Genomic DNA, 25,619 nt, shown 5'->3' with positions numbered 1-25,619 from the left:
GTCTCCTACGTCAGGACGTAAATAACAATTTGTCGCTAATCATAGCTCTAACACACACAAAGGGCAATTTATTCTGTTGGAAGTTTCAACAGATCAGTCTGCCTATTCCATCACATTATTACAATTCTGAGCTTATAACATCAGCCTTGCTTTGTTTTTTTCAAACAATTTTGGCCCGATTCCCTTGATATTCATCAGCTCATCTATACTTTTAAAACCACCATTCTTTTGACGATATTCCATAATCGTCTGGGCTTTTTTCTCGCCAACACCATTCAGCGTCTGCAATTGCTGTAAATTTGCCTGATTTAAACTGATTTTATCGCCTTGAATATTAAGAGAAGATGAAACCTGTTTTATATTTTGTTGGGAAGCGGGTCGGGATAAATAATAATTATTGTTTGCCTGATTCGCCAACTGCTGGTCACGTGCTTGCTGCTGAGCTTTCCATTGTTGATAGGACTGATCAAACTGTTGGGCGTTGAGATGTGAAATACATCCCACGCACAAGATCATCAATAAAAAAAGTCTATGTTTGCTGCTCGCTTGTCGAAAAATCATGGTTCCCCTCCCCAGATTTTAATTGAATTTTGGCTTGCTCCCAGAGTTCATCCATTTCTGCCAAACTCATTTTTTGCAAGTCTTTGTGTTGTTGTTGCGCCTGTTGTTCTATATAAGCAAAGCGGCTTCTAAACTTATGAATGGTCGCCAATAGCGATGCTTCACTCGATACCCCCAGCTTTCGTCCCACATTAATTAATGAAAATAGACAATCCCCAAACTCTTCCTCAATCTCATCCGCGCTTTGATGCTTGATTGCGTACTGTAACTCCCCTAATTCTTCGTCCAGCTTCGCATAAGCATCGTCTACCGTTTCAAAATCGAAACCCAGTTGTGCCGCTTTTTTTTGAATTTCATGCGCTTGTACTAAAGCAGGTGCATGCTTCACCTCATCAAGACGCGATTGTACTTTACCTTGTTTTTCTTGCAGTTTGATTTGTTTCCATAACTCACTCACTTGCTCAGGCGTTAAATTTTGATATTTTTCTGCCTCAAAAACATGCGGATGACGGCGAACTAACTTCTCACTGATCGCATTCACAACATCCTGAAAATTAAATAATCCTTTTTCATCAAACATTTGCGATTGAAAAACCACTTGCAGCAATAAATCACCGAGTTCATTACGAATCTCATCGATATCACCCGAACGAATTGCATCCTCAACTTCATACGCTTCTTCAATGGCATAACGGGTTAAACTATCAGGTGTTTGTTGTTGATCCCACGGACATTTTTTTCTTAACTCTTGCATGATTGCCAATAATTTTTCCATGATGATCTCCAAACCAGATGCAGCCAAATTGTTGCAGCTTAAACACGCTTATGCGTAATATACAGGCACGCAAAATATCAATATAAAGCAAGGGAAAGCAATGCAAAATAGTGTTTTTATTAGCGGGGCTGCACAAGGGATTGGTGCTGAAATCGCTCGCCTCTTCTACCAACATGGTTTTAAAGTTGGAATCTACGACATCAATACCGAACAGGCTCAACATTTGGCACAACAACTGGGTGTGAATGCCAAAGCGGGTTATCTGGATGTCTGCGACTATCAGCAATGGCAAACTGCGCTACAGGAATTTACGCTTTGGGCTGGCCAACTGAATATTCTGGTTAACAATGCAGGCATTCTTTACTCGGGCGCATTCGAAAACACCGAGATCCAATCACACCATCGCATCATTGATATTAATGTCAAAGGTGTACTCAATGGCTGCCATGCCGCTTTAGCACATCTACAACAGGCCCATTTTGCCCGTGTCATTAATTTATCTTCGGCCTCTGCGATTTATGGGCAGGCGGATTTAGCTTCCTATTCTGCCAGTAAGTTTGCTGTACGAGGTTTAACTGAAGCCTTAGATGTGGAGTGGAAAAAATACAAGATTCGTGTTCTAGATGTCATGCCACTCTTTGTGCAAACCAATATGGTGAAAGACATGGATGCGGGTAGTATTCAACATATGGGTGTAAACCTCACAGCTTCAGATGTTGCTCAACAGGTCTTGCAACTGGCACAACAAAAAGATCATGCCCTGCTTGCAACCCATACCCCTGTAGGGATGAAAACTAAACTCATGTATCAGCTCTCTCATTTGAGTCCACAATTTTTAAATCGAATAACCAATATATTATTATCAAGAAAAAAATAATTTTTAACGCCTTTGATATTATAAAAACATCAAAGGCATTTTTAAAAACACTAAAATAAACGGGCCAACATTAAAATCTAACTTTAAACACACATTTAAAACAAGAAAACACCTAAAAATCACAACAAAACGCCAAAAAACTTAAAAAACATTCAGATTGTCAATTATTAAGGTTTTTAATGGTAAAACTTAATCGTATTTTTTTATTATTATGCGACCCTTCTTTTCGAGGGATTTAATAATGAAAAAATTACTAGTTTTAACTTTAGCGGCAACATTTTCATTTTCAGCGTTTGCTGCAAGCGAAAATACAGATAAACCATTTTCAACCACTGAATTAAAAGCAATGAGCTGTGCTGATTTTTCTGTTGAACAAGCAAATGCCAAACGCGAACTTGCTGAAGCAGACAAGAACATTGCAAACATCAATGCAAATGCACAAGCGCCGGGTAAAGCAGTGAGTAAATGGGCTGGTCTTGCAAGTGGTGCTATTAGTGCTTTTGCTGGAAATTCGGAGAAAGCGGCTAAAGTAGGTCAAATTGCCAATAATCTTGCGGGTGAAGAAGATACTTCTGATGCGACTAATTTAACCTTACAACAAGCGATTAAAACAAAGGCACAAACCAATATTGATAACATGACTGTTTATCAAAAAAGTAAGAAGTGCAAAATGTAATTTCTAAATTAGACATTATTATTAAAACCCAACATACGTTTTAATAATAAAAAATAAAACCTGCAATATTGCAGGTTTTATTTCTCAACTTAGATCAATTAACTTCCTTGAACTAAACGTCTTGCGCTAATAATTCCGGGCTGCTGCTCTAAACGTGCCAGCAAACGAGATAATTGAGCCAATCCTTTTACTTCAATCAACAACTTCATATTGGCAATACCATCTGCCTCAGAAATTGTATTGACCTGACGAATATTAATTTGATCCGAGAAAATAACCTGTGTCAGATCTTTGAGCAGACCACGGCGATCATAGGCTTCCACCACGATCTGAACACTCTGACCACGTGTTGGCTGCATTTCCCAATCGGCTTCAACAGCACGTTCAGGTTCTTGTGTCGTCATGCGGATATAGTCTGGACATGCAACTTTATGAATACTCACACCACGATTCAACGTGATATAACCACCAATCGATTCACCATGTACAGGCTGACAACACTGTGCAATATGCAGCTCAACGTTATCCAGACCATCAATCAGGATACCGTGTGCAGATAAAGTATGACTAGCACGCGGATTCAATGCAGGTTTCAACACCAGTTCAGGCTCATCCTGATCCAGATGCATTTGACGATTCACCTGATTCATCAAGGCATGCAGACTGATATCGCCACTCACCAATGCAACCAAGATATCATCACCTGCCTTCAGATTGAAATGCGATGAATAATCCTTAAGGTCGATACTCTTTGGATGGATCGCTAAACGCGCCAGCTCTTTATTGAGTAACTCGCGTCCAACTTCGACATTCTTACTACGATCTTGCTGTCTAAACCAGTGGCGTAACTTATCACGCGCACGTGCAGTCTTGATATAACCAAGCGAATTCACCAACCAGTCACGGTTCGGTTCACGATCTTTTTTGGTTAAAATCTCAACCTGCTCACCCGTCTTTAACATATAGGTTAAAGGCACATAACGCTGGTTTACACGTGCGGCATAGCACTTGTTCCCGACCTCGGTATGCACATGGTAAGCAAAATCCAGAACGGTTGAACCACGAGGTAACTCTTTGATGTCACCATCACGACTAAACACATAGATCTTTTCAAAATTTTCAAAATCCTGAATCTGATCAATGCCATTCGATTCTTCATCTTCACCATGTGGCGTGGTTTCGGTACGTTCCTGATAGTGTTCAAGTACCGCACGTAAAGAATGCAAACGATCATTAAAGGAATGATCGGTGTTCTTGGCGCCTTCTTTGTAGTTAAAGTGCGAACACACCCCAAGCTCAGCTTCGTTATGCATTTCAAAAGTACGAATTTGTACTTCCAGTGATTTGTTCTCTGCAATCACCGCTGTATGCAATGAACGATAGCCGTTGGCTTTTGGATTGGTGACATAGTCATCGAACTGGTTCGGAATATGACGCCAGATTTGATGAACAATGCCCAAAGCATGGTAGCAATCAGGCACATTTTTCACTAACACACGCACTGCACGGATGTCATAAAGCTGATCAAAACTAAGGTTCTTGCTTTTCATTTTTCGATAAATCGAATAAATGTGCTTCACACGCCCAGTAATTTCCGCATGGATATCATATGCAGCCAATTCAGTTTTCAGTTTATCAATCACAAACTGAATATACTGCTCTCGCTCCAGACGCTTTTCATTCAATAAAGACGCAATTTCTTTATAACGCTCTGGAGCCAAATAACGAAAGGCAAGATCTTCCAGTTCCCACTTGAGCTGCGCAATACCGAGACGATGTGCCAACGGCGAGTAAATGGTGAGAATTTCACGTGCCACACGCTCTTGACGTTCTTTACTTGCCGTTGCCAGTTCACGCAAGGCATAAGTACGTTCTGCCAGCTTGATCAGTACAACCCGAACATCTTCCGTCACTGAAATCAGCATTTTATAAATGCCATTTAGATGCTCGCGTTGATTATTATTAAAATGGTCTTCTAAACGCTTATTCTTTTCAATCAACTCCGACAGTTTACCCATTGCAAGGGTGCCTTGAACCAAAGCTAGAACCTGCTCGCCAAACTGTTGTTGAATGTCCTCTAAAGTAATCAGACCTTCACGTACACTACGATATAACACTGCCGCTGAAAGCGTGTCTTCGTCGACATGCAAATGGGCCAAAATATCTGCCATACCAATCCCTGTACTAAAGGTATTGATACGATGATCCGTCGCTTGTAACTCTTTTGCTAAGGTAAGCTCGGCAACTTTCTGAAGTTGTTTTAGCTCAGCCCCATCCAAAATACCACGCACTCGATCTAGCCAAGAGACTAGACTACTTTGCGCTTCAGCGGCATGTTCTACAGTCGCTTCCTCAGACAACTCTTGGAGTCGTCCAGGTAACTGTTCACGTACTGTGACCATACCTTTCTCCTCTGGATATGTAACTCATTTTTTAATCGTTTATCTCTTCGATTTTTTCAAGCTTCTCAATCTTTTCAAACAGGGCAATCGATTCAACATGTTCAGTATGCGTAAACATGTCCATCACCGCAGCTTTTTTCAACTGATAGCCATATTGTGCCAGTACACCTGCATCCCTTGCCAGTGTTGATGGGTTACATGATACATAAACGATTCTTTTCGCTCCAAAATTAGGTACATATTGCATAACCTCAAACGCACCTGATCGTGGAGGATCAATTAATAATGCATCAAATCCCTGTTTCGCCCAAGAATGATGCGAAAAGTCTTTTGTTAAATCTTGTGAAAAGAATGCTGCCTGTGACAATTGATTTGCTTTCGCATTTTCAGTTGCCCTTTGCACCATCTCATCACTCGCTTCAACACCGACCACCTGACCAGTCTCACCCACACGACGTGCAATCGGGAGAGAGAAATTGCCTAATCCACAGAATAGGTCAAGCACTCTTTCCCCTTCCTGTAATTGAAGCAATTCACATGCCAAGTGAATCATTTGTGCATTTACACCACTATTCACTTGGGTAAAGTCTAAAGGTGAAAATGCAAATTTGACTGCAAAATCATCCAGACTGTAATGCAAACGCATCGGTGCCTGTGAATCATCCACGCGATGTAAACTATCGCCCCCTTTGGGCTGCAAATACAACTGCCATCCTTTGAGTAACGTAAACTGACGTAATTGGTTGACATCCGACGCATTTAATTCATCCAGATGACGAATCAGCAATGCTACCTCGGTATCGCCCATGGCCAATTCTATATGACCAATATGGGCTTTGCCTGTAAGACTTTCGAGTAACTTCTTAAGTTCAGGCAAGGTTGCGGATAAAGTTTGATCCAATACATTGCACTGCTGGATTGCAGTGAGATGATTACTATGATGCTCACGGAAACCCATCACCAAACGGTTCTGCTTGGCAATGTAGCGCACACCGATACGGGCACGACGACGATAATCTGTTTTGACCGAACGGATCGGTGCCAACCATTGCTCAGGCGCTAAACCCGCAAAATGTTGTAAATGTGACTTCAACACATTCTGTTTCAACAAAATCTGTTCGTCAGGATGAATATGTTGCAGGCTACAGCCACCACATACCCCAAAATGAGGGCAGATCGGATCAACACGACCTTCAGCTGCCTCGCCTTCCAGCTTGATCATGTCAGCTTCTTCAAGACGAGAAGTCTGGTTGGTAATCTTTGCCTGCACCGTTTCACCAACGAGGCCATAGCGAATAAATACCTTCTTGCCATGCTTTTCTTTAGGATGGTCAGGATGCGTTCCATAATGCGCGATGCCGCGCCCTTCATGAGAAAATGCTTCGATTTGAAAGGTATATGTTGGATATTGGGCTGGGCGATGTTTCGCTTTGTGTTTCAAAAGATGAACCTAATTTTTTGGCGCAAAAGTGGGTGCGGTAAATACAGTATATTGCGATGTTTGTTGCCATACCTGTAAAAATTCTGTTTGTTGCGTTTGAGTTTGTAAATAATCAATCGTCGCTTGAATCAACTGTTGATGATCTTTTTGATTCAACTGACCTTTTAGCAGCAACCAGCGGATATAGACCAGCCATGTATTCAGCACATCGCCTTCACAATAACTGGTCAATTTTAACCATTGTTCAGTGCGTACATAGTCTGGTACATGATAGCCCGTCTCACCACGTTTACCTGGGAAACCCAGCAAACAGGCAATATCATCCAGCTTCTGGAAATTACGACCATTAAACATAGCCATCACATCCATCAGGTCAACATGACGATGGTGATAACGGTTCTGATAATTGTTGTAACGCTTCTGCTGATCAATTTCACCCTGATCAAACAGGCTTGGCGCAGAAAGCCCATGATACATGGCGCGAAACAAAATCACTGGCAAGTCAAATTGCGAACCATTCCAGCTCACCAGTGTCGGCTGTTTCTTATCAAAAATAGACAAGAACTTAGCCAGCATTTCTGCTTCGCTGTTCTGTTCCTGACTGAATGAAAACAAGCGGAAACCTTTTTCATCAATCCATAAACCAGAAATACAGACAATCTCATGCAACGGTAGACGTTGAAAATCTACACCTGATTCTTGACGGCGAATCTTGGTCAGTGCCTGTTCCACATCCGCTTCTGGCAAGTCCAGATCATAGAGATGAGCCCCTGCCTTTATATCGGTCAGCGTTTCAATATCAAAAACTAAAATCGGAAAGCGTAAATTCATTTCAGAATTCCCTTACGGAGCGAAACAGCTCCCTTGAACCAAGGGTGAGCTGTCATTATAACAGCGCCCGACGGGAGATTAGTCTTCATCTTGGACTGAAAATAAACCTGTTGATAAATAACGGTCACCGCGGTCACAGATAATGCAGACAATCACGGCATCAGGTGTTTCTTCGGCAATTTTAATCGATGCCCAAACTGCACCACCTGAAGATGTACCTGCACTGATGCCTTCAGTACGCGCCAGTTTACGCATGGTTTTTTCAGCTTCAATCTGGGGAATATCAATAATACGGTCGACACGACGACGGTCAAAAATAGTTGGCAGATATTCTTCAGGCCAGCGGCGAATCCCCGCGATGCTTGAACCATCTGAAGGTTGTAAACCAACAATTTGAATATCAGGGTTTTGTTCTTTCAAATATTTAGAAACACCCATGATAGTGCCTGTGGTGCCCATCGAGCTGACAAAATGGGTAATTTTGCCACCTGTTTGCTTCCAGATTTCAGGCCCTGTAGTCAGGTAATGCGCTTCAACATTATCAGGGTTACCAAACTGGTTCAGAACAAAGCCCTTACCTTCTGCCTGCATTTGCATAGCGAGGTCACGTGCGCCTTCCATCCCTTGCTGCTGAGTCACTTCAATCAACTCTGCACCATAGGCCAGCATGGCATCTTTACGTTCCTGACTCATGTTGTTCGGCATGATCAGCTTCATTTTATAACCGCGCATTGCCGCAACCATTGCCAAAGCAATACCTGTATTGCCACTAGTGGCTTCAATCAAGGTATCACCTGGCTGAATCTGCCCACGTTTTTCTGCCTGTACAATCATGTTATAAGCAGGACGATCCTTGACTGAACCTGCTGGATTGTTACCTTCTAATTTGGCTAATACCGTGGCCTGGGTATGACACGCTAAACGCTGCAAACGTACTAAAGGGGTTTTACCGACATAATAATCAAGTAAAAATTCATCTGCTAAAAAATCAGTTTGCGTATTCGTCATGATCGACACCGATATTAAGGTGGCGACTATTGTATGAAAAAAACAGAAATACTGCACCATTTCACTCTGCTTTTTATTGGCAAGCAGATGTCTGCGCTTATCAGAAAGCATGCTAAGATATTGCGCAGAATGATAAATCTGACCGAACTATGTCAAATTTCAATAAGACCATATCGAAACGTTTACGCCTCAATCATGCTTATGGGCAGTTGATTGCACTTATTCTTGTGCCAATTGCGATTTTGACAAGTGTAGGAATTCTTTGGGTTTTAGCCGAAACGACCAACTCAGCCAAGCAACAACAGCGCTCAGATGCTTCTGCGATTTTGGCACGCTATCATCAAACGGCGAATGATTTATTAAAGCTGGTTCAAGAGCAACCAGATCAATATGATCGTGCGCAAAACATCATGCAAAAAATGTTTGATGAAAAGAATTTACAACGTGCGGTGCTGATTGATAACAAAGGACAGACCTATTTAAGTGTCGGTTATCAAAACAACCGCTTCTGGCCTAACTTCCCCAATAACAGTAATTTTTTTGGCCCTATTTCGCATAATCACAACAATATTTATGGCGCAAAACTGGAGAGCGGTAATCCTGACTCTGTCTGGCTGATGATTGAGCTGGATAATCAACCACTGGAACTAGCTCGCTATAAAGTTTTACTTTCATTGGTGGTCACAGGCTTATTGACCATTCTGATTTTACTGTTCTGCCTGAATGTGTTCTCCCGCCGCTGGCTCGCACCCATCTATGAGATTCGTATGCAGATGCAACGTCTCAACGCGGATACGCTTGATCAGCACATTGTCGTAAACAGTACTGGTGAACTGCGTTTACTCCAGCGTGACATTGCCAACGTGGTGAAACGCTTGCACTTTAGCTTTCTCGAATTAAAAGAACATACCGAACAGACAGAAGAAGATTTACGCAGAACCTTAGATACCTTAGAAGTTCAGAACATTACCTATCGTCAGGCGCGTGACCAAGCGATTTCATCGAATCAGTCCAAGTCTGTTTTCTTGGCCAATATCAGTCATGAGCTCAGAACACCACTGAACAGTATTGATGGCTTTATTCATTTGTTGCTGCGTCAGCAAAACCTGAGCAATGAACAAAATCTCTATCTGCAAACCATTCGAAAATCCTCTGCGCACCTATTGGCACTGATTAATGATGTACTGGACTTTTCTAAAATTGATGCGGGCAAATTAGAACTCGAAACCGCCCCGTTTGACCTTGAAGAAGCTATCTTCGATGTAATGGATATGCTCTCGCCGCTGGCGGCACAAAAGCATATCAATATGGCCTTCTATTATGCTGAAAATATTCCACAGCATGTAGTCGGTGATGCGCTACGCTTTAAACAGATTCTGACCAACCTAATTTCCAATGCGATCAAATTTACCCCTGATGGTGAAATTATCGTACGGGTGCGTATGGAAGATGATGAGATTGGACAATGTCTATTGCATTTCAGCGTACAGGACAGTGGTATTGGCTTAAGCGGTACTGATCGTAAAAAATTATTTGAATCCTTTTCTCAAGGGGATGCCTCGGTTACCCGTCAATTTGGCGGTACTGGACTCGGTCTGGCTATTTCCAAGCAGCTTGTACATTTGATGCATGGTCAGATTGGCTTTGAGGATAATCAGGAACGCGCGCCAACAGAAAAAGGCTCGACCTTCTGGTTTACAGCATCCTTTAAAGTGGAAGAACAAAATGAGTTTGTGGAACATCCTCATTTTGACTATTTGCAAGTAGTGTCTTATCTGGCCCATCCTGCAACAGCCAGCGTTCTGCGCTCATATCTGGAAAATTATCGTGTTTCACATATCGAAACCCAATCTATTCTGGATCTGTTCAGTCGTTTAAATCATCTCAATCAACAAGAAAGCACTTGGCTGATTGTTGATCACAGCGGCGATACCGAAGCATTACTAAAAGAAATCCGTCAGCGTTATCACGGCAATCTTGCGGTTTATGGCTACCAGATGAGCCTTGATCCGAATATGCTTAATGAATATCGCGCACGTCCACTCTATCAACCGCTCAGTCGTCGCGAACTGGTTCAGTTACTCGGCAACCAGCCTATTTTTGAACAGGAACCTGAAGACTTTAATGGTCAAGGTCTACACGTCCTAGCGGTTGATGATCATCTACCCAACCTGATTGTGCTTGAAGCTTTACTGGGTGAACTCAATGTCACCACCACCAAAGCATTAAGTGGGCAAAAAGCCATCGACATTATTCAGGAACGTATTGAACAAAAATCACCACCATTTGATCTGGTGTTTATGGATATTCAAATGCCTGTGATGTCAGGTATTGATACCACCCGTGCGATTCGCTCTTTAGAATCAACTCTAGATAATGGCATGCAACTGCCAATCATTGCCCTCACCGCACATGCACTGGCAGACGAAAAGCAGAAGTTACTCAAAGTCGGCATGAACGATTACGTAACCAAACCGATTCAGATGGAACAGATCATTCAAATCCTGACACATTGGACCAAGAATAACTTTAGTGCCCAGCCAGTCAATATTGAACAAAAACGCCCAATCGAATCGATTGATCCAAACATCCTTAACTGGCAACAAAGTATTCAGCTGGCTGCCAATAAAGAAGATCTGGCGCAAGACCTGTTAGGCATGCTGGTCGATAGTTTTGACACTGAACTTGCTGAAATGCAGCAATTGATTGAAATGGAAGACTTTCCACAACTTGAGCATGTGCTGCATCGTTTATATGGCGCAACACGTTATGTCGGCACGCCAAACCTGCAACAGGTTTCAGGTGAATTTGAACAGTTTGTCTCAACCTTACGTAAAGAGCGTCGCAAAGCAGATGATCAATTTATCCGTGAAACCAATCATCGTTTCAGTGAGCTAAATACTGCAATTGAACAAGTCAGACAGGCAGCAAATTTAATCTTGCATGCACACGACAGTTAACGTGACTGGGGTGTCATGTTTCAACTCTGACACTCATGCTATGCTGCCTCATCGAACACAATAAGAGTAAGACAGATGGCACTTTTACGCGTTGAAAAGAACAATGGAATTGCGACCGTTTCTTTAAACCGACCAGACAAACGCAATGCAATGAGCTTTGCCCTGCTAAAAGAACTGGTCGCAACCGCAAAAAAAATTGAAAAAGACCGTTCAATCCGTTGTGTCATCTTAACGGGTGAAGCCAATGTATTTAGTGCTGGCATCGACCTGTCTGATCTAAATAATCCGAAGAATACAGCATTTGCAGCATGGGAATTGATCAAGCCAGGACAAAGCCTGTTTCAAAAAGCATTTTTAATCTGGCAGAACCTGCCGATCCCTGTGATTGCAGCTATTGAAGGCTATTGCTTTGGCGCGGGCATGCAACTGGCACTTGCAGCGGACATTCGCATTGCAACACCAACCACTCAAATGTCGATTATGGAAAGTCGCTGGGGCCTCGTCCCAGATATGGGACTGACCCGTTCGCTCAAAGGTCTGATTGGCGTTGATCTTGCCAAAGAACTTACCTTGACTGCGCGTATCTTTGATGCTGAATACGCCAAGGAAATTGGTCTAGTGACACATTTAGACAATGATCCATTGGCAAAGGCAAATCTCATTGCAGAAGAGATTTTACAGCGTTCACCAGATGCCATTATGGCAGCAAAACGCGTTCTGGATGCAATGGAACACCAGCCAGAAAAAGCATTACGCCTAGAAAAGCTTTGGCAACTTAAACTACTATTAGGTAAAAATAGCAGTCTTGCGCGTAAGAAAGACAAAAATCCAGAGGTTGAGTTCCTGCCTCGTCAATATAAATAAGCACAACCAGAGTACATTCACATGCATGTTAATCAACAAACACCAATCGCATTTCTAGGTATGGGTTTAATGGGGACACGTATGGCGAGCAGGCTGCTGCAAGCAGGTTATCGCGTGGCAGTCTGGAACCGTAGCCCACATGCATGTGAAGCACTGATCCAACAAGGTGCTCAAAGTCTAGAATTGAAAGAAATTGAAAATTATCCCGTCATTTTGACTTGTCTGGCAGATGATCAGGCAGTTCAAAATGTCTTTTCTCAGATTCAACCTAACTTAAAAGCGCAGCAAATCATTGTTGATTTTTCCAGTTTGTCCGTTGCCGCTACGCTAAACCTCGCACAAGCAGCACAGCAACAGGGAGTGACATGGATTGACTCTCCCGTATCAGGCGGAACCATGGGCGCTGAACAAGGAAGCTTAGTCATTTTTGCAGGGGGAGATGCAGCAACCATCCAGCAACTTGCTCCAATTTATCAAGTTCTTTCTCAGCGGGTGACCCGTATGGGTGAATCTGGTACAGGTCAGGCCACCAAGATTTGCAATCAACTGATTGTGGCTGCCAACAGCACTTTAATTGCTGAAGCGGTGGCACTGGCAGATCAGGCAGGTGTAGATACCACCCTACTGGCGCCCGCCCTTGCAGGCGGCTTTGCCGACTCAAAACCGTTCCAGATTCTTGCCCCTCGTATGGCGACTGATACCTTTGAACCTGTGCAATGGAAAGTGCAAACTTTGTCAAAAGACCTCAACAATGCACTACAACTCGCACAAAGTTTTAACTTAAAGATACCTGTGGCACAAAAAGCTCTACTACAGTTACAAGCCCACCAAGAAAATGGCTTTGCCGAGAAGGATTTAGCTACTATTATCAAAGTTATAGAACAATAAACAGGGTCTATTGATTCAGGGAGTCAGAATATGAGCCATCTCGCAGTCAATTTATCAATGATTTTTACGGAAGTCCCTTTAATTGAGCGTTTTGCTTTAGCCCATGCACACGGATTTCAACAGGTTGAAATTCAATTTCCTTATGAATTAGACATTATTGATATCCGCACCCAACTCGAACAATATAATCTTTCTTTATGCCTGATCAATGTTCCTGCTGGCGACCTGATGCAAGGCGGTAATGGTCTAGCTGGGATTCCCGGCCGTGAAATTGAATTCCATCAAGCACTTGAACTGGCAATTCGTTATGCCAATGCACTCAATGTCCCGCGGGTCAATATTCTGGCAGGAAAACAACCGCTGGATGCAGATCTGTTGCCTTGCCTGAATACACTGGCCAGCAACTTGAAGCTTGCTTGCCACATGCTGACCGAGCAAGGAATTGAGCCTGTTTTTGAGATGATTAATGGTACCGATATGCCACGCTTTTTGATCCAGAACATTGCACAAGGTCAGGAAATGCTGGAGGCCGTCCACCACCCTGCCTTAAAAATGCAATATGACTGCTACCATATGGCGATGATGGGTGAAGATGTTTTAGCTGGGCTACAAGAAAATCTACACCAGATTGGACATATCCAATTTGCCGACTGCCCTGGCCGCCATGAGCCAGATACAGGAAATATCCCGTATAAACAGATCTTTGATTGGTTGCTACAAAGTGACTATCGAGGTCTCATTGCGGCAGAATATCGACCAAAAACCCAGTCAGATCAATCTTTTGCATGGAAAAAGAAGTACTTTTCCAATGATGTGAATACATAAACTGTTACTGCTAAAATTTGAACTTTTTAGAGAAAAACGGTATATTTGACAATGAGCAATTGTCAGGAAAATATACCCTCTATGAATTTAGAACCATCGCCCAGCGCTTCTAATTCTCACGACCTAAAAATCAAAACAGCGAACAAAGATGTACAGGCTTGCCTTAAAGTTGTACATGAAGCTCTCACTGATGTAAAAGCCAAAGATATTCTTGAACTTGACGTAAGTACGATCAGCAATGTTGCCGATGCAATTGTAATTGCAAGCGGTACATCGACTCGTCATGTTAAAGCCCTTGCAGATAATGTTGCTGATGAAGCACGTAAAGCAGGTTTCCGCCCAATCGGTGTCGAAGGTGAACGCGATGCTGAATGGATCTTAATCGATCTCGGTTTCGTTGTGGTACATGTGATGTTACCAACCGCGCGTAAGTTCTATGACCTAGAAAGCTTATGGCGTGCACCCGAATCTGTAGCGTAAAGCTCTCCAAAAAAGCGACCGAATCGGTCGCTTTTTTATATTTAAGTAAGTAACTCCTGAACTTTTTCACATTCCACTTGATATTGTTCTGTGAGATTAAAAACCTGACAAAAGGTAGCAAATAAAGCAGCCCGCTCCGATTTCTCTTCATTCGTCCAAATTGGCTTATAGTACTGATACTGGACCTCACTTAATAATTCCTTAACCTTTTCTACTAGAATCTGTTTTTCTCTGTTGGTATGACCATATTTCCATAGGCAGATAAGCCAATCAAACTTATTCCAAAAAGAAAAATGATCGTAAGCCTCTAAACGTTGAGCTATACCAAGCTGCTCATTACTGAATTGATAAAGATTATCAAGCTGTCTAGGTTGAATACGTTCAAGTAAAATAAATTTTCTCAACAAATAAAAAGGTAATCTTAGTTGTTTTTCTTCCAGCACTTTCACAACTTCATTTAAATCAAAATATTCCAACTTCATCGTCTTATATAAAACAACAAATAAAACAGAAGGTTGATTTAAAAACTTAATCAAAGAATAAAAGTCCTGCTTATCCCATTTTAATAACAACATTTGCATCAACCCGAGTCTAACTTTTTGTTCAGTTAAAGAAGAAGGGATTAAGAACTTTTCAAAGTATTTAGAAAAATCAAAATTCCGTTGTTTTAACTCAAAAATAGCAATATCGATGATTGATAAATACTGACTATTCAGTGCTTGAAGTAGAATAACTTCATCCAACTCACCCCGTTGTTGCAATTCATATAAAATTGCTTTTTTAACATCAGCGTATTGCGTTTTTATTAGCTGCTGCTTTATGAATGCAACATCTTGCTTCACAACAAAAGAAATCCAGTATTTACGAATTCCTTGATCATTGGCGAATTGTGCTATCTCTACCAGCTCAAGCTCCGAAAGTAATTTTTTATCTAAAAGATAGTGATAAAGCGTTCGACTGAGTTTTCCTTGCTTAAAACGTAATACAGGTTTTACCTTATCCAAATTCTGGGATATTTTCCTCATCAATATATCTTCAATCTCACCCACGATACGAATTCTTTTTTGAATCGCATAAATATCAAGAAAGTAATCAAGACAAAGATCTATACATTCAGGCCGGTCAACCCATCTCAATAAATGTTGAGCTGCTAGTTTTCGGTTAATAGGTACATAATCGCTTAATTTGCGCAACAAATGCGGAAATAAGATTGGTTCAAAACACCCCTTTAAGTGTTTCAAGGCAGCTTCACGCTCGTATCCATCATACCAATAAAGCTGGTTAATATACTTCTGTAACTTATCTGGAGTCATTATATTCAAAACATTTTATAAAATTATCACTGCAAGATATTAAAGCTGTTTTATAAATAAATAGAAAGTTAATGAAAACGAATTTCATCAATTTTAACCCGCATAGTAATAATCATGTTTAGCTTCTGGCCTAGAAAGCTTATGGCGCGCACCCAGATCTGTAGCGTAAAGCTCTCCAAAAAAGCGACCGAATCGGTCGCTTTTTTTATATTTAGATCCCCCACGAGAATCTCTTTCACACAGTCTTTATTATTCCCTTCTCCAGCTTCACAAATCTTTCTTCTGATTGCCAATCAACACAACAATGCTAGTATAAATACACCCATCACCCATTAAATCTAAAACAATATGAAAGATTCAACTGAATGGATTGAAACACTCAACAAAATTACTGGACTCGCACAAACAGGTTTGTACTACTCAAAAGATGTCTATGACAAAGAACGTTATGACCAAATTATCAGTTATGTCTGCACGTTAATTGATTTAAAAGAAATTGACACTCAAGACTTTATTGCAGATGTGCTTCAAGATGTCGGATATGCAACACCTAAAATAGATGTACGTGCAGTTGTATTTAAAGACAATAAACTCTTATTAGCCAAAGAAACACAAGATGGCTTATGGTCTATTCCAGGCGGCTGGGCTGATATTGGCTATTCAGCAGCCGAGAATGCTGAAAAAGAAGTCTTAGAAGAAACTGGTTTAGAAGTAAAAGCAACTAGATTACTGGCACTCACAGATCGAAGAAAACATCCTCATCCAGCCATGTTTTTACATGTGTATAAGGCTTTCTTTTGGTGTGAACTCATTGGAGGTGAGTTAAAACCAAGTATTGAAACATCTGAAGTTGGATTCTTTGGTAGAAATGAATTACCTCCTATTTCGACAGCTCGTGTTACAGAAACACAAATCCACCAATTTTTTGAGTTACTACAAGAACTACCTGAGAGCACTTATTTCGATTAACGTTCAATTCTGAAACTCATCAAAAAATATAATCCCAAAAAACAATATCTTTGCCATCTTAAGGACCAGCAAATACCAGTTATCACCCACAACTAATTTTGACATGACAAATTGTCAAAATTCTAGCACTATACAGATTCTTGCAATCCCACTAAGAAATAGCATAACTGGAGTACAGGAAGTGAAAATACTGATTACAGGCGCCAATACTGGCATTGGTTTTGCCACGGCAGAACAGTTGGTTAAACAAGGGCAACACGTGATTCTCGCATGCAGAAACCCACAAAAGGCGCAAGAAGCACAAAGCAAGTTACGCGCACTCGACCAAGGACAAGTCGATCTTATCCCCCTCGACCTCAACAGCCTTGAACTTACCAGAAAAGCAGCCGATGAAATCGCAGATCGTTACGGCAAGCTGGATGTGTTGATCAATAATGCGGGCTTATTTGCCAAGACTAAACAGCTGACAGCCGATGGCTTCGAGCAACAATTTGGCGTCAACTATCTGGGTCATTTTTTATTGACGCAAAAACTGCTTCCTGTTTTAAAACAATCTCCTCAAGCACGGATTGTCCACTTAGCCTCGATTGCACATTGGGCAGGCTCAATCAAACCGAATAAATTCCGCGCAGAAGGTTTTTACAACCCCTTGTTTTATTATGGACAATCCAAACTCGCGAATTTACTGCTGAGTAATGCCCTCGCAGAACAACTGGCAGATAGCTCAATCACCAATAATGCGCTACACCCCGGGGGTGTCGCTTCCAATATTTATCGCGACCTACCTAAACCTGTTTATGCTGCAATGAAACTCGGCTTAGTACCCGCCTCTGTTCCTGCAAAACTGATTACTCAAATGGCGATTGGAGATGAATGGGCAAAACGCAATGGAGAATATGTCAGTGCGCATATGCCTGACTGGAAATCTTCACATGCCAAAAATCAGCAACTGGCATGTGACCTCTATCAACAGTCCATGAATCTTGTTGAAAAGTTTATTTAAACAAAAATAACTTCAAATAAAAAAGCCACCCTAAGGTGGCTTTTACAATCTTGAGTGAAGCGGATTAGTGCCCGCCACCATTAATTGCTTTCGTCATATCTTCCACAACTTTCTTGGCATCACCAAAGATCATCATGGTTTTTTCATTGTAGAACAAGTCATTGTCTAGGCCAGCATAACCTGTCGCCATAGAGCGTTTGATCACCATGATGGTACGTGCTTTATGCGCTTCAAGGATCGGCATACCATAAATTGGTGAACTTGGATCATCTTTCGCTGCTGGGTTAACAACGTCGTTCGCTCCAATCACAAGTACCACGTCTGTTGCAGGGAAGTCTGAGTTGATCTCATCCATTTCCAAGATGTCTTCATACGCAACATCTGCTTCTGCCAACAATACGTTCATGTGACCAGGCATACGGCCCGCAACTGGGTGAATCGCAAAGCGAACTTTTACACCCTGCTCTTTCAAGATTTCACATAATTCTTTAACTGCATTCTGTGCACGACCTTGTGCCATACCGTAACCCGGTACAATCACAACGCTGTCTGCATTTGACATCAGGAAGCCTGCATCATCTGCTGAGCCAGAACGGTGGTTACGTTGAACTTGCTCACCTTTGTCTGCTGACGCAACTGCTGCACCACCCATTGCACCACCAAACAATACGTTGATGATTGAACGGTTCATCGCCTTACACATGATGTAAGAAAGAATCGCACCAGAAGAACCAACCAGTGAACCTGCAACGATCAACATATTGTTTTCAAGTGTGAAACCAATACCTGCCGCAGCCCAACCAGAGAATGAGTTCAACAGTGATACCACAACTGGCATATCACCACCGCCCACTGGTGCAATCCATACCCAGCCAAATGCAAGTGCAAGTGCTGTCATTGCCCAGAACGCAGTCATGTTTCCTGTGGTAAAGAAGTAGAAACCACACGCCAGCATTGCAATAAAGATGATGGCCTGAACAGGTTTAACCCATGCACCAGAGATTGTTTTTGCCCATTTCTTTGCAGCCAATTTACCGTAAGCAAATACAGATGCAGTAAATGTAATCGCACCAACGAAGCAGCCGACGAACAATTCAAACAAATGAACTGAACTCATATGTGCATGTTGAACACCCGCAGTCGTTAAAGCAGCTTCATTTTGTGCAAACAATGCAGTGAGCTGATTGTTATGCAAGATCGCAGCAATCGCAATCAATACCGCAGCCAAACCGACCAAAGAGTGCATCAATGCTACAGTTTCAGGCATTTGTGTCATTGGAACAGTTTTCGCACGTGCGATACCAACAACAGCACCTAACACCATTGCACCGCCAATCATCCAAACCACTGGATGTTCAGCAACAAAGAAAGTCGTCACAACAGCAATCGCCATTGCGATCATACCGTAACGGTTACCCGCAATTGCAGTCTTAGGGCCAGACAAACCACGTAAGGTTAAGATAAAGAGGACAGCACCAATCAGGTAGAACCAATCCGCATAGTCTCGAATGAATTCCATCGCTTAGCCCTCTTTTTTCTTTTGCTTCGGCTTGAACATTTCAAGCATACGAGCAGTTACAGCAAAGCCACCGAAGATGTTAATGCTCGCCAAGAACACAGCAATCGCACCAAGCACACTCACCACATTGACACTTTGGAATGCAACATTTGCATCAACACCAATCGCAGGCATACCCACTGTCTGGATCATCGCGCCAACTACAATAATTGAAGACAACGCGTTGGTTACCGCCATTAAAGGGGTATGCAATGCAGGTGTTACGCCCCACACCACGTAATAACCTACGAAGATGGCAAGGACGAAAATTGTAATCGTTTCAACCATGAGAACTCTCCTTAACCGCGCTTGAGCAGTACTTGACCGCCATGTGCCACAAGTAACGCTTTCTGGATTTCATCTTCCTGATTAATCGCAAAGCCTTTCTCTTTGTCGAATAATGTCTCAAGGAAGTTAAAAACGTTACGCGCATACAATGCCGATGCTTCTGTTGCAACCGTGCCAGGAATGTTTGGAATACCCAAAATTTTCACGCCATTTTCAGTTGTTACAGTTTCGCCTTCTTTAGAACCTTCAACGTTACCACCCGTCTCAACTGCCATATCTAAAATGACAGAACCCGGTTTCATTTTGGCAACGGTTTCAGCTTTAATTAAACGCGGAGCATTACGACCTGGAATCAATGCAGTGGTGATTACGATGTCAGCATTTGATACCGCTTTATCTACAATCGCAGCTTGATCTTTGATGTATTGCTCACCCGGCTGCCAACCATAACCGCTTTTCGCAGCTTCAGCAGCACGTTGTTTTTCTTCATCGGACATTGGCACGTCTAGCCATTTGCCGCCTAAAGATTCAACTTGCTCTTTTGCGGTCGGACGTAAGTCTGTTGCTTCCACAACAGCACCCAAACGTTTCGCAGTTGCAATCGCCTGAAGACCAGCAACACCAACACCCATAATCACAACACGTGCAGGTTTTACTGTACCTGCTGCCGTCATTAACATTGGGAACATACGTTGATATTCAGCCGCTGCTAACAATACAGACTTATAGCCTGCCAAGTTTGCCTGAGAAGAAAGTACATCCATGTTTTGTGCGCGTGACAGCGTACGTGGAAGCAGTTCTAAAGCAAAAGCAGACACTTGCTGAGTAGCAAACTGGTCTAATTCTGGATTGCGGTAAGGGTCAAACATTGCAACCACAGTCGTATTCGCCGCAAGTTTTTGAATTTCATCGCCTTTAGGGGCACGTACCTTCAAAATAATTTGGCTGCCTGTATATGCATCGTCCGTAATGGTTGCGCCAACTTGTTCATAAGCACTGTCAATATACGCAGCTTTAACACCAGCACCACGTTCAATGACAACGCTATGACCTGCGTTAATCAACTTCTTTACTGTTTCCGGTGTAGCCGCTACACGACTTTCACCAGCGACAGTTTCGGTTGGGATTCCGATCTGCATGAGCGTCCCTCAAGCTAGTTTTTCTTAAGTAAACATCGCAAATTGCAATGTTTCCCCCAGGAGTATTCTTTGTAGAAATTTGGATTCTAATGGAAGTTTTTTAAATTTCCACCCAATATTTATTTAATAAATACCCATATTTTGAACTGATGATTCACATTTATATTGAAAACTTGTATGCTCAGCATGTTTGACTTTTTGTAAAGCAAACCTCTCCATTCATATATTCTCAATATGAAATTTTGATCAGTATTAATCATCATCTGTTCAGTTTTAAGCGCAGTATTCCCTATTAAAAGGTATGTCTACGCTGTATTTATTCAACAAATCCACACATCATCCTTATCTTGAACAGCCTTGAACCAAGTTCCGTTTATAGCGCTTTGCTCTTTATTCTAGTTGTTCAAAAATAATGGATTGAATCAGCATCATAGACATGCCGGTAGAGAGTGGGATTGGCTTATCTCCGTTTTCTATTGGTCGTTTCGGCGACTTCTTTATGAATGTATCAACAATACTTGCTGGATGACTTATGATGAAATGACAAATTCCTTTATCAATAAATCTGAATTGAATTGATATGAACCCTAAGAAAAACCAAAAAGAAATGTAAAAACTTGAGTAGGCATTTTTTCAAGTGATATTTGTATCGTTTTGTCTAGCAAAAGCCGCATTTTTGCACAGTATTGGTGCAAAAATTAAACAGTTAAATGATCTACTTCATCATTCTGGTTTAGCAACAGTAAAATTTCCTGAAAATGTGCCCCCATCGCCTCTTCTGCGAGACAATCTTCTGGGTTTCGTAACGGACATTGCTCCAAAGACAGGCAGCCACAGCCAATACATTGATCCAGTTGTTGACGTAGCTGTAGCAACATCATAATTTGCTGATCGAGTTGTCCCTGCCATTGTTGTGACATGATTTGCCAATCTTTTTTTGTGGCAACTTGCTGCTTAGGTAAGGTCGCAAAGGTCTCTTTAATTTGTTGCAAACTAATCCCGACTTGCTGGGCTGCTTTAATAATTGCAATCCTTCTCAACATGGCCCGTTGATAACGGCGTTGATTGCCTGCTGTTCGCGTGCCCCATATCAATTCTTTTTCTTCATAAAAACGAATGGTTGGCACTGAAACGCCACTTCTTTTCGCCAGTTCGCCAATACTCAGCCAAGTCTGTAATTGTTCTTTCAAAATTTGCTTGACCTCTAGTTAACTTGAGCTTTGATACTAACATACCACAGCAACCAGAATGAGTTTTAGCCATGAATCAGCTCCATACAGATGCATTTCAACTGATCAATCCCGATGCGCTCTATGACCCGCGTAGCAATGGCTATAGTCATGTTGCGATTGTAAAACCCAATATGCGTATTATTCATATTGCAGGTCAGGGTGGCGAAAATAAAAATGGCGAGCTTTCTGAATATTTTGACCAACAGGTACAACAAGTCTTCTATAATATTCAGCAGGCATTAGCTTCAGCCCAAGCGCAACTGTCAGATATTGCCGTGCTACGTATTCTGGTCGTCGATCATGATGCTGATAAGCTTCAGGCGCTGGTAGCTATCATGCAAAGCTTATGGAGAGATCAAGCATTTCCTGCCTGCACCCTGATTCCTGTACCTGCGCTAGCCCTAGAAAACATGCAAGTCGAAATCGAAGCCACCGCTTATACCGCATAAATCAGAATAGAGAATCCTATGTCTATCCCTCAAGAAGATATCAGTCAAAATAAAACTTTACTTTGGTTTATGGCGGCAGCGTGCGGTTTATGTGCGGGTGCCAACTATTATAGTCAGCCTTTAATTCATTCGATTCAGCAATACTTTTCTGTTACCGAAGGTCAAGCTGCCCTGACCGTAACATTTGCTCAAGTGTCGTATGCACTCGGTCTTTTGTTCATTGTTCCAATGGGCGATGTGGTCAATAAAACCCGATTTATTCCTTTACTCATGGGGTTATGTGCTGTTGGCTTATTCATCAGTGCATTTTCAGTAAACTTACCAATGTTATGGCTTGGCACCGTGATGGCTGGGCTATTTTCAGTAGCAGCTCAAGTGCTGATTCCACTTGCGACCATGACGGTAAAACCTGAAAAAACAGGAGAAGTGATTGGCTTTTTAATGAGTGGTTTACTGGTCGGCATCTTGCTTTCAACCAGTCTCGCAGGCTTGTTTTCCAACCTGTTTCACTGGAAAGTCATCTATGTGGTGAGTGGCATTTTAATGCTGATTCTGGCCTATGCCTTAAAAAGCCGTCTGCCGTATGTCATGCGTATGAAGCTGAATTATGGTCAAGTTTTTGTCTCCATGGCACAACTGCTTAAACAGGAAAAGCGCTTGGTGTTACGCGCACTTGCGGGTGGTTTTGCCTTTGCAGCAGTCAGTATTTTATATTCAACCATCGCCCTATTATTGACGTCAGCCCATCATCTACAAGATCTGCTGATTGGTATGGTGCCGCTGGTCGGTATTTTTGGGGCGCTTTCTACCCAATATATTGGTAAATATGCAGATCAGGGCTATACCAGCCGACTGACTTGGATCGGTTGTGCCTTATTCATTCTCAGCTGGATATTTTTCTATTTCGGTCAAACGGCTTTAGTGAGCTATATTCTTGGTTTTGCATTGATCCAGTTAGCTTTAGCATTAGTCCATACCAGTAACCAGAGTATTATTTTCCGTTTACGACCCGATGCCAAATCACGGATTAATGCCATTTATATGACGGCCTACTTCACTGGCGGTGCTGGCGGTTCAGCATTAGGGATTTTTGCATGGAATCATGGCGGCTGGAGTGCAACCTGTCTGGCAGGCTTCAGTCTGGTCTTTGCCTGCATGCTATTTAGTTTTATAGATTATCTTGCGACCAAGCAAAACAAGATTGTAGCGTCTTGAATTTGCATATTGATACTTAAAAATTGAAGTGATCGGGATGAGCATTGGTGAAATTTTCTTAAAACTCGTATAATGCTGCCCTTTCTTTTCTTGTCCACATCCGAGAGCCCTTTATGCAATCACTAGAATCATTAAAGCCACGTATTTCCGTAGCACCGATGATGGATTGGACAACTAAAGACTATCGTTTCTTTGCACGCCTGTTTAATCCCAATGTAGTGCTCTATACCGAAATGGTGACAACGGGTGCGATTATTTACGGCGGTGCCAATCGTCATCTTGACTTCAACAAAGAAGAACACCCGATCGTGTTACAGCTGGGTGGCTCAAATCCACAAGAACTCGCAACCTGTACCAAAATGGCAGAGGACTGGGGTTATGATGAAGTCAACTTAAATGTCGGCTGTCCAAGTGATCGCGTTCAGAATAATAAAATTGGTGCATGCTTAATGGCGGAACCTAATCTGGTCGCCGAATGTATTCATAGCATGCAAAAAGCAGTATCAATTCCTGTGACGGTCAAACATCGTATCGGGATTGATGATATGCAGTCTTATGAAGAAATGCTGCATTTTGTCGATACTGTAGCGGCAACGGGTTGTCGCCATTTTATCGTGCATGCGCGTATTGCGATTTTGCAGGGTCTCTCACCGAAAGAAAACCGTGATGTACCCCCTTTACGTTATGAAGATGTGTATCGCCTGAAACTGGAACGTCCTCACCTGACCATTGAAATCAATGGTGGCATTAAAACCTTTGACGAAACCCAGCAACATTTACAGCATGTTGATGGGGTAATGATTGGCCGTGAAGCCTATCACAACCCTTACCTGCTTGCAGAAATGGGACAACTCTGGAATCTGGAAGCGCCTGATCGTTTCGAAATCATGCAACAGATGATGCCGTATATTCATCAACGTGTTGCAGAGGGTGCACCATTATCCATTATCACACGCCATATTTTAGGTCTATTCCAGAACTTGCCTGGTGCAAGAAAATGGCGTCAGGCGCTCAGTGGCGGTAATGCAAAAACCATAAGTGATATTGAAAATGCCATTCAAAATATTCAGGCCGCCATGCAACGTACCGAAGACTACCTAAAAGAGCATCAATCCTGATTGATGCTTCAAAAAATGCCAACTTAATCACACTGTGAAATATGATTTTACAAATCTGAAATTTTTTCCAGGGTCGACCTTAACTTCCTTATAATTAAGGTAATCTTCAAAAAATCTTCATTAAGATTTCATTATAAATCGCAAAAATTGTTATATTATTACATTACATTTTGGTTTTTTTGAATTTTATCGCTTACTATGTGCCGCGTAATAGATTCTGGCACACGTTCAGTTGTTTTGAAAATGCGGTAGAGATTCACAATGATTTATGATGTACCTTCAGTTGATCACAGTATGATTCACCCACCCTCGCAACAGGTGGTTATTCCTTATCGAGAAATGCCGAAGCCTCCATCAGTAGCAGGGATTGATGTAGATAAATTCTCTCAAAAGCTCGCTAAAAGAGCATCGTATCGCAGCTCATCTCAATGTGCCAAATTCGTCAGAATCGCTTTACAATCCGCAGGGGCTAAAATCGTACAACACCCTGTCGCAGCTTCAGACTGGGGTGGTACCTTAAAACAAATCGGCTATCAACAAATTACGCCTGATTTTAATAACCCTCAGCCAGGTGATATTTATATTATTCACCGCACCAAAAAACATCGTTACGGCCATATTGCAGGCTTCACAGGTTCACAATGGGTGTCTGACTATAAGCAACGCAGCTATGATGTTTATAAAGATCCAAATGTCACTTACAGCTATTACCGCTTAGCACCGCAATACCCACAAGCTTAATCGTTC

The 25,619-nt window shown here is 42.1% G+C and carries 24 protein-coding genes; 13 read left to right on the top strand and 11 right to left on the bottom strand.

Going from position 1 to position 25,619, the window contains the following annotated elements; all coding sequences use genetic code 11:
• Positions 1-132 precede the first annotated feature (132 nt).
• A complete protein-coding gene (locus IEV36_RS17060; protein ID WP_005255111.1) occupies positions 133-561 on the bottom strand; it encodes a ComEA family DNA-binding protein in 429 nt (142 codons plus the stop codon).
• Positions 530-1,336 carry a nucleoside triphosphate pyrophosphohydrolase gene (gene mazG / locus IEV36_RS17055; RefSeq protein ID WP_005255113.1) on the bottom strand — a complete coding sequence of 269 codons (807 nt, stop codon included), beginning with the start codon at positions 1,334-1,336 and terminating at the stop codon, positions 530-532. Before mazG ends, IEV36_RS17060 begins: the two co-directional genes overlap by 32 nt.
• 100 nt (positions 1,337-1,436) lie before the next feature.
• On the opposite strand from mazG, the gene IEV36_RS17050 reads away from it, so the two are divergent.
• Both IEV36_RS17050 and IEV36_RS17045 read left to right on the top strand, forming a co-directional pair.
• Positions 1,437-2,213 carry an SDR family oxidoreductase gene (locus tag IEV36_RS17050; RefSeq protein WP_005255115.1) on the top strand — a complete coding sequence of 259 codons (777 nt, stop codon included), beginning with the start codon at positions 1,437-1,439 and terminating at the stop codon, positions 2,211-2,213.
• A gap of 241 nt (positions 2,214-2,454) precedes the next feature.
• Entirely contained in the window at positions 2,455-2,889 is a 435-nt protein-coding gene (locus IEV36_RS17045; RefSeq protein WP_005255118.1) for a hypothetical protein, read from the top strand.
• 98 nt (positions 2,890-2,987) lie between these two features.
• Here the strand turns inward: IEV36_RS17045 and IEV36_RS17040 are convergent, their stop codons facing one another.
• From IEV36_RS17040 to cysM, 4 genes are all read right to left on the bottom strand, one after another.
• Positions 2,988-5,291, bottom strand: a complete 2,304-nt coding sequence (locus tag IEV36_RS17040) for a RelA/SpoT family protein (protein ID WP_004774676.1) — start codon at positions 5,289-5,291, stop codon at positions 2,988-2,990.
• Positions 5,292-5,322: 31 nt separating this feature from the next.
• Positions 5,323-6,732 (bottom strand): 23S rRNA (uracil(1939)-C(5))-methyltransferase RlmD, encoded by a 1,410-nt coding sequence (gene rlmD / locus IEV36_RS17035; protein WP_005255125.1) that lies wholly within the window; start codon positions 6,730-6,732, stop codon positions 5,323-5,325.
• Between the two features lie 9 nt (positions 6,733-6,741).
• On the bottom strand, positions 6,742-7,563 hold the full coding sequence (locus IEV36_RS17030; protein ID WP_004774674.1) for a 3'-5' exonuclease: 822 nt from the start codon (positions 7,561-7,563) through the stop codon (positions 6,742-6,744).
• 78 nt (positions 7,564-7,641) lie between these two features.
• Positions 7,642-8,571 (bottom strand): cysteine synthase CysM, encoded by a 930-nt coding sequence (cysM, locus tag IEV36_RS17025; RefSeq protein WP_004774672.1) that lies wholly within the window; start codon positions 8,569-8,571, stop codon positions 7,642-7,644.
• A gap of 149 nt (positions 8,572-8,720) precedes the next feature.
• Here cysM and IEV36_RS17020 point away from each other — a divergent pair, with 149 nt between their 5' ends.
• The 5 genes from IEV36_RS17020 to rsfS all read left to right on the top strand — a co-directional run bounded on the left by IEV36_RS17020 (position 8,721) and on the right by rsfS (position 14,588).
• Positions 8,721-11,531 (top strand): GacS-like sensor histidine kinase, encoded by a 2,811-nt coding sequence (locus tag IEV36_RS17020; RefSeq protein WP_005255127.1) that lies wholly within the window; start codon positions 8,721-8,723, stop codon positions 11,529-11,531.
• 75 nt (positions 11,532-11,606) lie between these two features.
• Positions 11,607-12,395, top strand: coding sequence for a crotonase/enoyl-CoA hydratase family protein (locus IEV36_RS17015; RefSeq protein WP_005255129.1), 789 nt, complete (start codon positions 11,607-11,609; stop codon positions 12,393-12,395).
• Between the two features lie 21 nt (positions 12,396-12,416).
• Positions 12,417-13,283, top strand: coding sequence for an NAD(P)-dependent oxidoreductase (locus IEV36_RS17010; RefSeq protein ID WP_005255130.1), 867 nt, complete (start codon positions 12,417-12,419; stop codon positions 13,281-13,283).
• A gap of 30 nt (positions 13,284-13,313) precedes the next feature.
• Positions 13,314-14,108 carry a hydroxypyruvate isomerase family protein gene (locus IEV36_RS17005; protein ID WP_004774665.1) on the top strand — a complete coding sequence of 265 codons (795 nt, stop codon included), beginning with the start codon at positions 13,314-13,316 and terminating at the stop codon, positions 14,106-14,108.
• Between the two features lie 81 nt (positions 14,109-14,189).
• The gene (gene rsfS, locus IEV36_RS17000; RefSeq protein WP_004774663.1) at positions 14,190-14,588 is read left to right on the top strand and encodes a ribosome silencing factor; all 399 of its coding nucleotides are present in this window, start codon (positions 14,190-14,192) and stop codon (positions 14,586-14,588) included.
• Between the two features lie 41 nt (positions 14,589-14,629).
• Here the strand turns inward: rsfS and IEV36_RS16995 are convergent, their stop codons facing one another.
• Entirely contained in the window at positions 14,630-15,901 is a 1,272-nt protein-coding gene (locus IEV36_RS16995; RefSeq protein ID WP_005255133.1) for a hypothetical protein, read from the bottom strand.
• 348 nt (positions 15,902-16,249) lie between these two features.
• Between IEV36_RS16995 and IEV36_RS16990 the strand changes: the two genes are divergently transcribed.
• Positions 16,250-16,870: an NUDIX hydrolase gene (locus IEV36_RS16990; RefSeq protein WP_005255134.1), complete on the top strand. Its 621-nt coding sequence runs from the start codon at positions 16,250-16,252 to the stop codon at positions 16,868-16,870.
• Positions 16,871-17,051: 181 nt separating this feature from the next.
• Positions 17,052-17,873, top strand: coding sequence for an SDR family NAD(P)-dependent oxidoreductase (locus IEV36_RS16985; RefSeq protein WP_005255137.1), 822 nt, complete (start codon positions 17,052-17,054; stop codon positions 17,871-17,873).
• Between the two features lie 64 nt (positions 17,874-17,937).
• Here IEV36_RS16985 and IEV36_RS16980 read toward each other — a convergent pair whose 3' ends face one another.
• The 4 genes from IEV36_RS16980 to soxR all read right to left on the bottom strand — a co-directional run bounded on the left by IEV36_RS16980 (position 17,938) and on the right by soxR (position 22,051).
• Entirely contained in the window at positions 17,938-19,392 is a 1,455-nt protein-coding gene (locus tag IEV36_RS16980) for an NAD(P)(+) transhydrogenase (Re/Si-specific) subunit beta (RefSeq protein WP_004774659.1), read from the bottom strand.
• A gap of 3 nt (positions 19,393-19,395) precedes the next feature.
• Positions 19,396-19,719, bottom strand: a complete 324-nt coding sequence (locus IEV36_RS16975) for a proton-translocating transhydrogenase family protein (protein WP_004774657.1) — start codon at positions 19,717-19,719, stop codon at positions 19,396-19,398.
• Positions 19,720-19,730: 11 nt separating this feature from the next.
• A complete protein-coding gene (locus IEV36_RS16970) occupies positions 19,731-20,858 on the bottom strand; it encodes a Re/Si-specific NAD(P)(+) transhydrogenase subunit alpha (protein WP_004774655.1) in 1,128 nt (375 codons plus the stop codon).
• 698 nt (positions 20,859-21,556) lie between these two features.
• Positions 21,557-22,051 carry a redox-sensitive transcriptional activator SoxR gene (gene soxR / locus IEV36_RS16965; RefSeq protein WP_155757674.1) on the bottom strand — a complete coding sequence of 165 codons (495 nt, stop codon included), beginning with the start codon at positions 22,049-22,051 and terminating at the stop codon, positions 21,557-21,559.
• Positions 22,052-22,119: 68 nt separating this feature from the next.
• Between soxR and IEV36_RS16960 the strand changes: the two genes are divergently transcribed.
• The 4 genes from IEV36_RS16960 to IEV36_RS16945 all read left to right on the top strand — a co-directional run bounded on the left by IEV36_RS16960 (position 22,120) and on the right by IEV36_RS16945 (position 25,613).
• Entirely contained in the window at positions 22,120-22,539 is a 420-nt protein-coding gene (locus tag IEV36_RS16960; RefSeq protein WP_005255139.1) for a RidA family protein, read from the top strand.
• Positions 22,540-22,557: 18 nt separating this feature from the next.
• On the top strand, positions 22,558-23,754 hold the full coding sequence (locus tag IEV36_RS16955; protein ID WP_005255140.1) for an MFS transporter: 1,197 nt from the start codon (positions 22,558-22,560) through the stop codon (positions 23,752-23,754).
• A gap of 113 nt (positions 23,755-23,867) precedes the next feature.
• A complete protein-coding gene (gene dusA / locus IEV36_RS16950) occupies positions 23,868-24,872 on the top strand; it encodes a tRNA dihydrouridine(20/20a) synthase DusA (RefSeq protein ID WP_005255142.1) in 1,005 nt (334 codons plus the stop codon).
• A 261-nt stretch (positions 24,873-25,133) separates the two neighbouring features.
• Positions 25,134-25,613 carry a CHAP domain-containing protein gene (locus IEV36_RS16945; RefSeq protein WP_004774602.1) on the top strand — a complete coding sequence of 160 codons (480 nt, stop codon included), beginning with the start codon at positions 25,134-25,136 and terminating at the stop codon, positions 25,611-25,613.
• Positions 25,614-25,619 lie beyond the last annotated feature (6 nt).

Origin of the sequence: Acinetobacter vivianii (assembly GCF_014635885.1) — a bacterium.
Lineage (GTDB): Bacteria > Pseudomonadota > Gammaproteobacteria > Pseudomonadales > Moraxellaceae > Acinetobacter > Acinetobacter vivianii.
The sequence above is the reverse complement of the archived record's forward strand: the minus strand, read 5'-3'. Positions and strand labels throughout refer to the sequence as shown.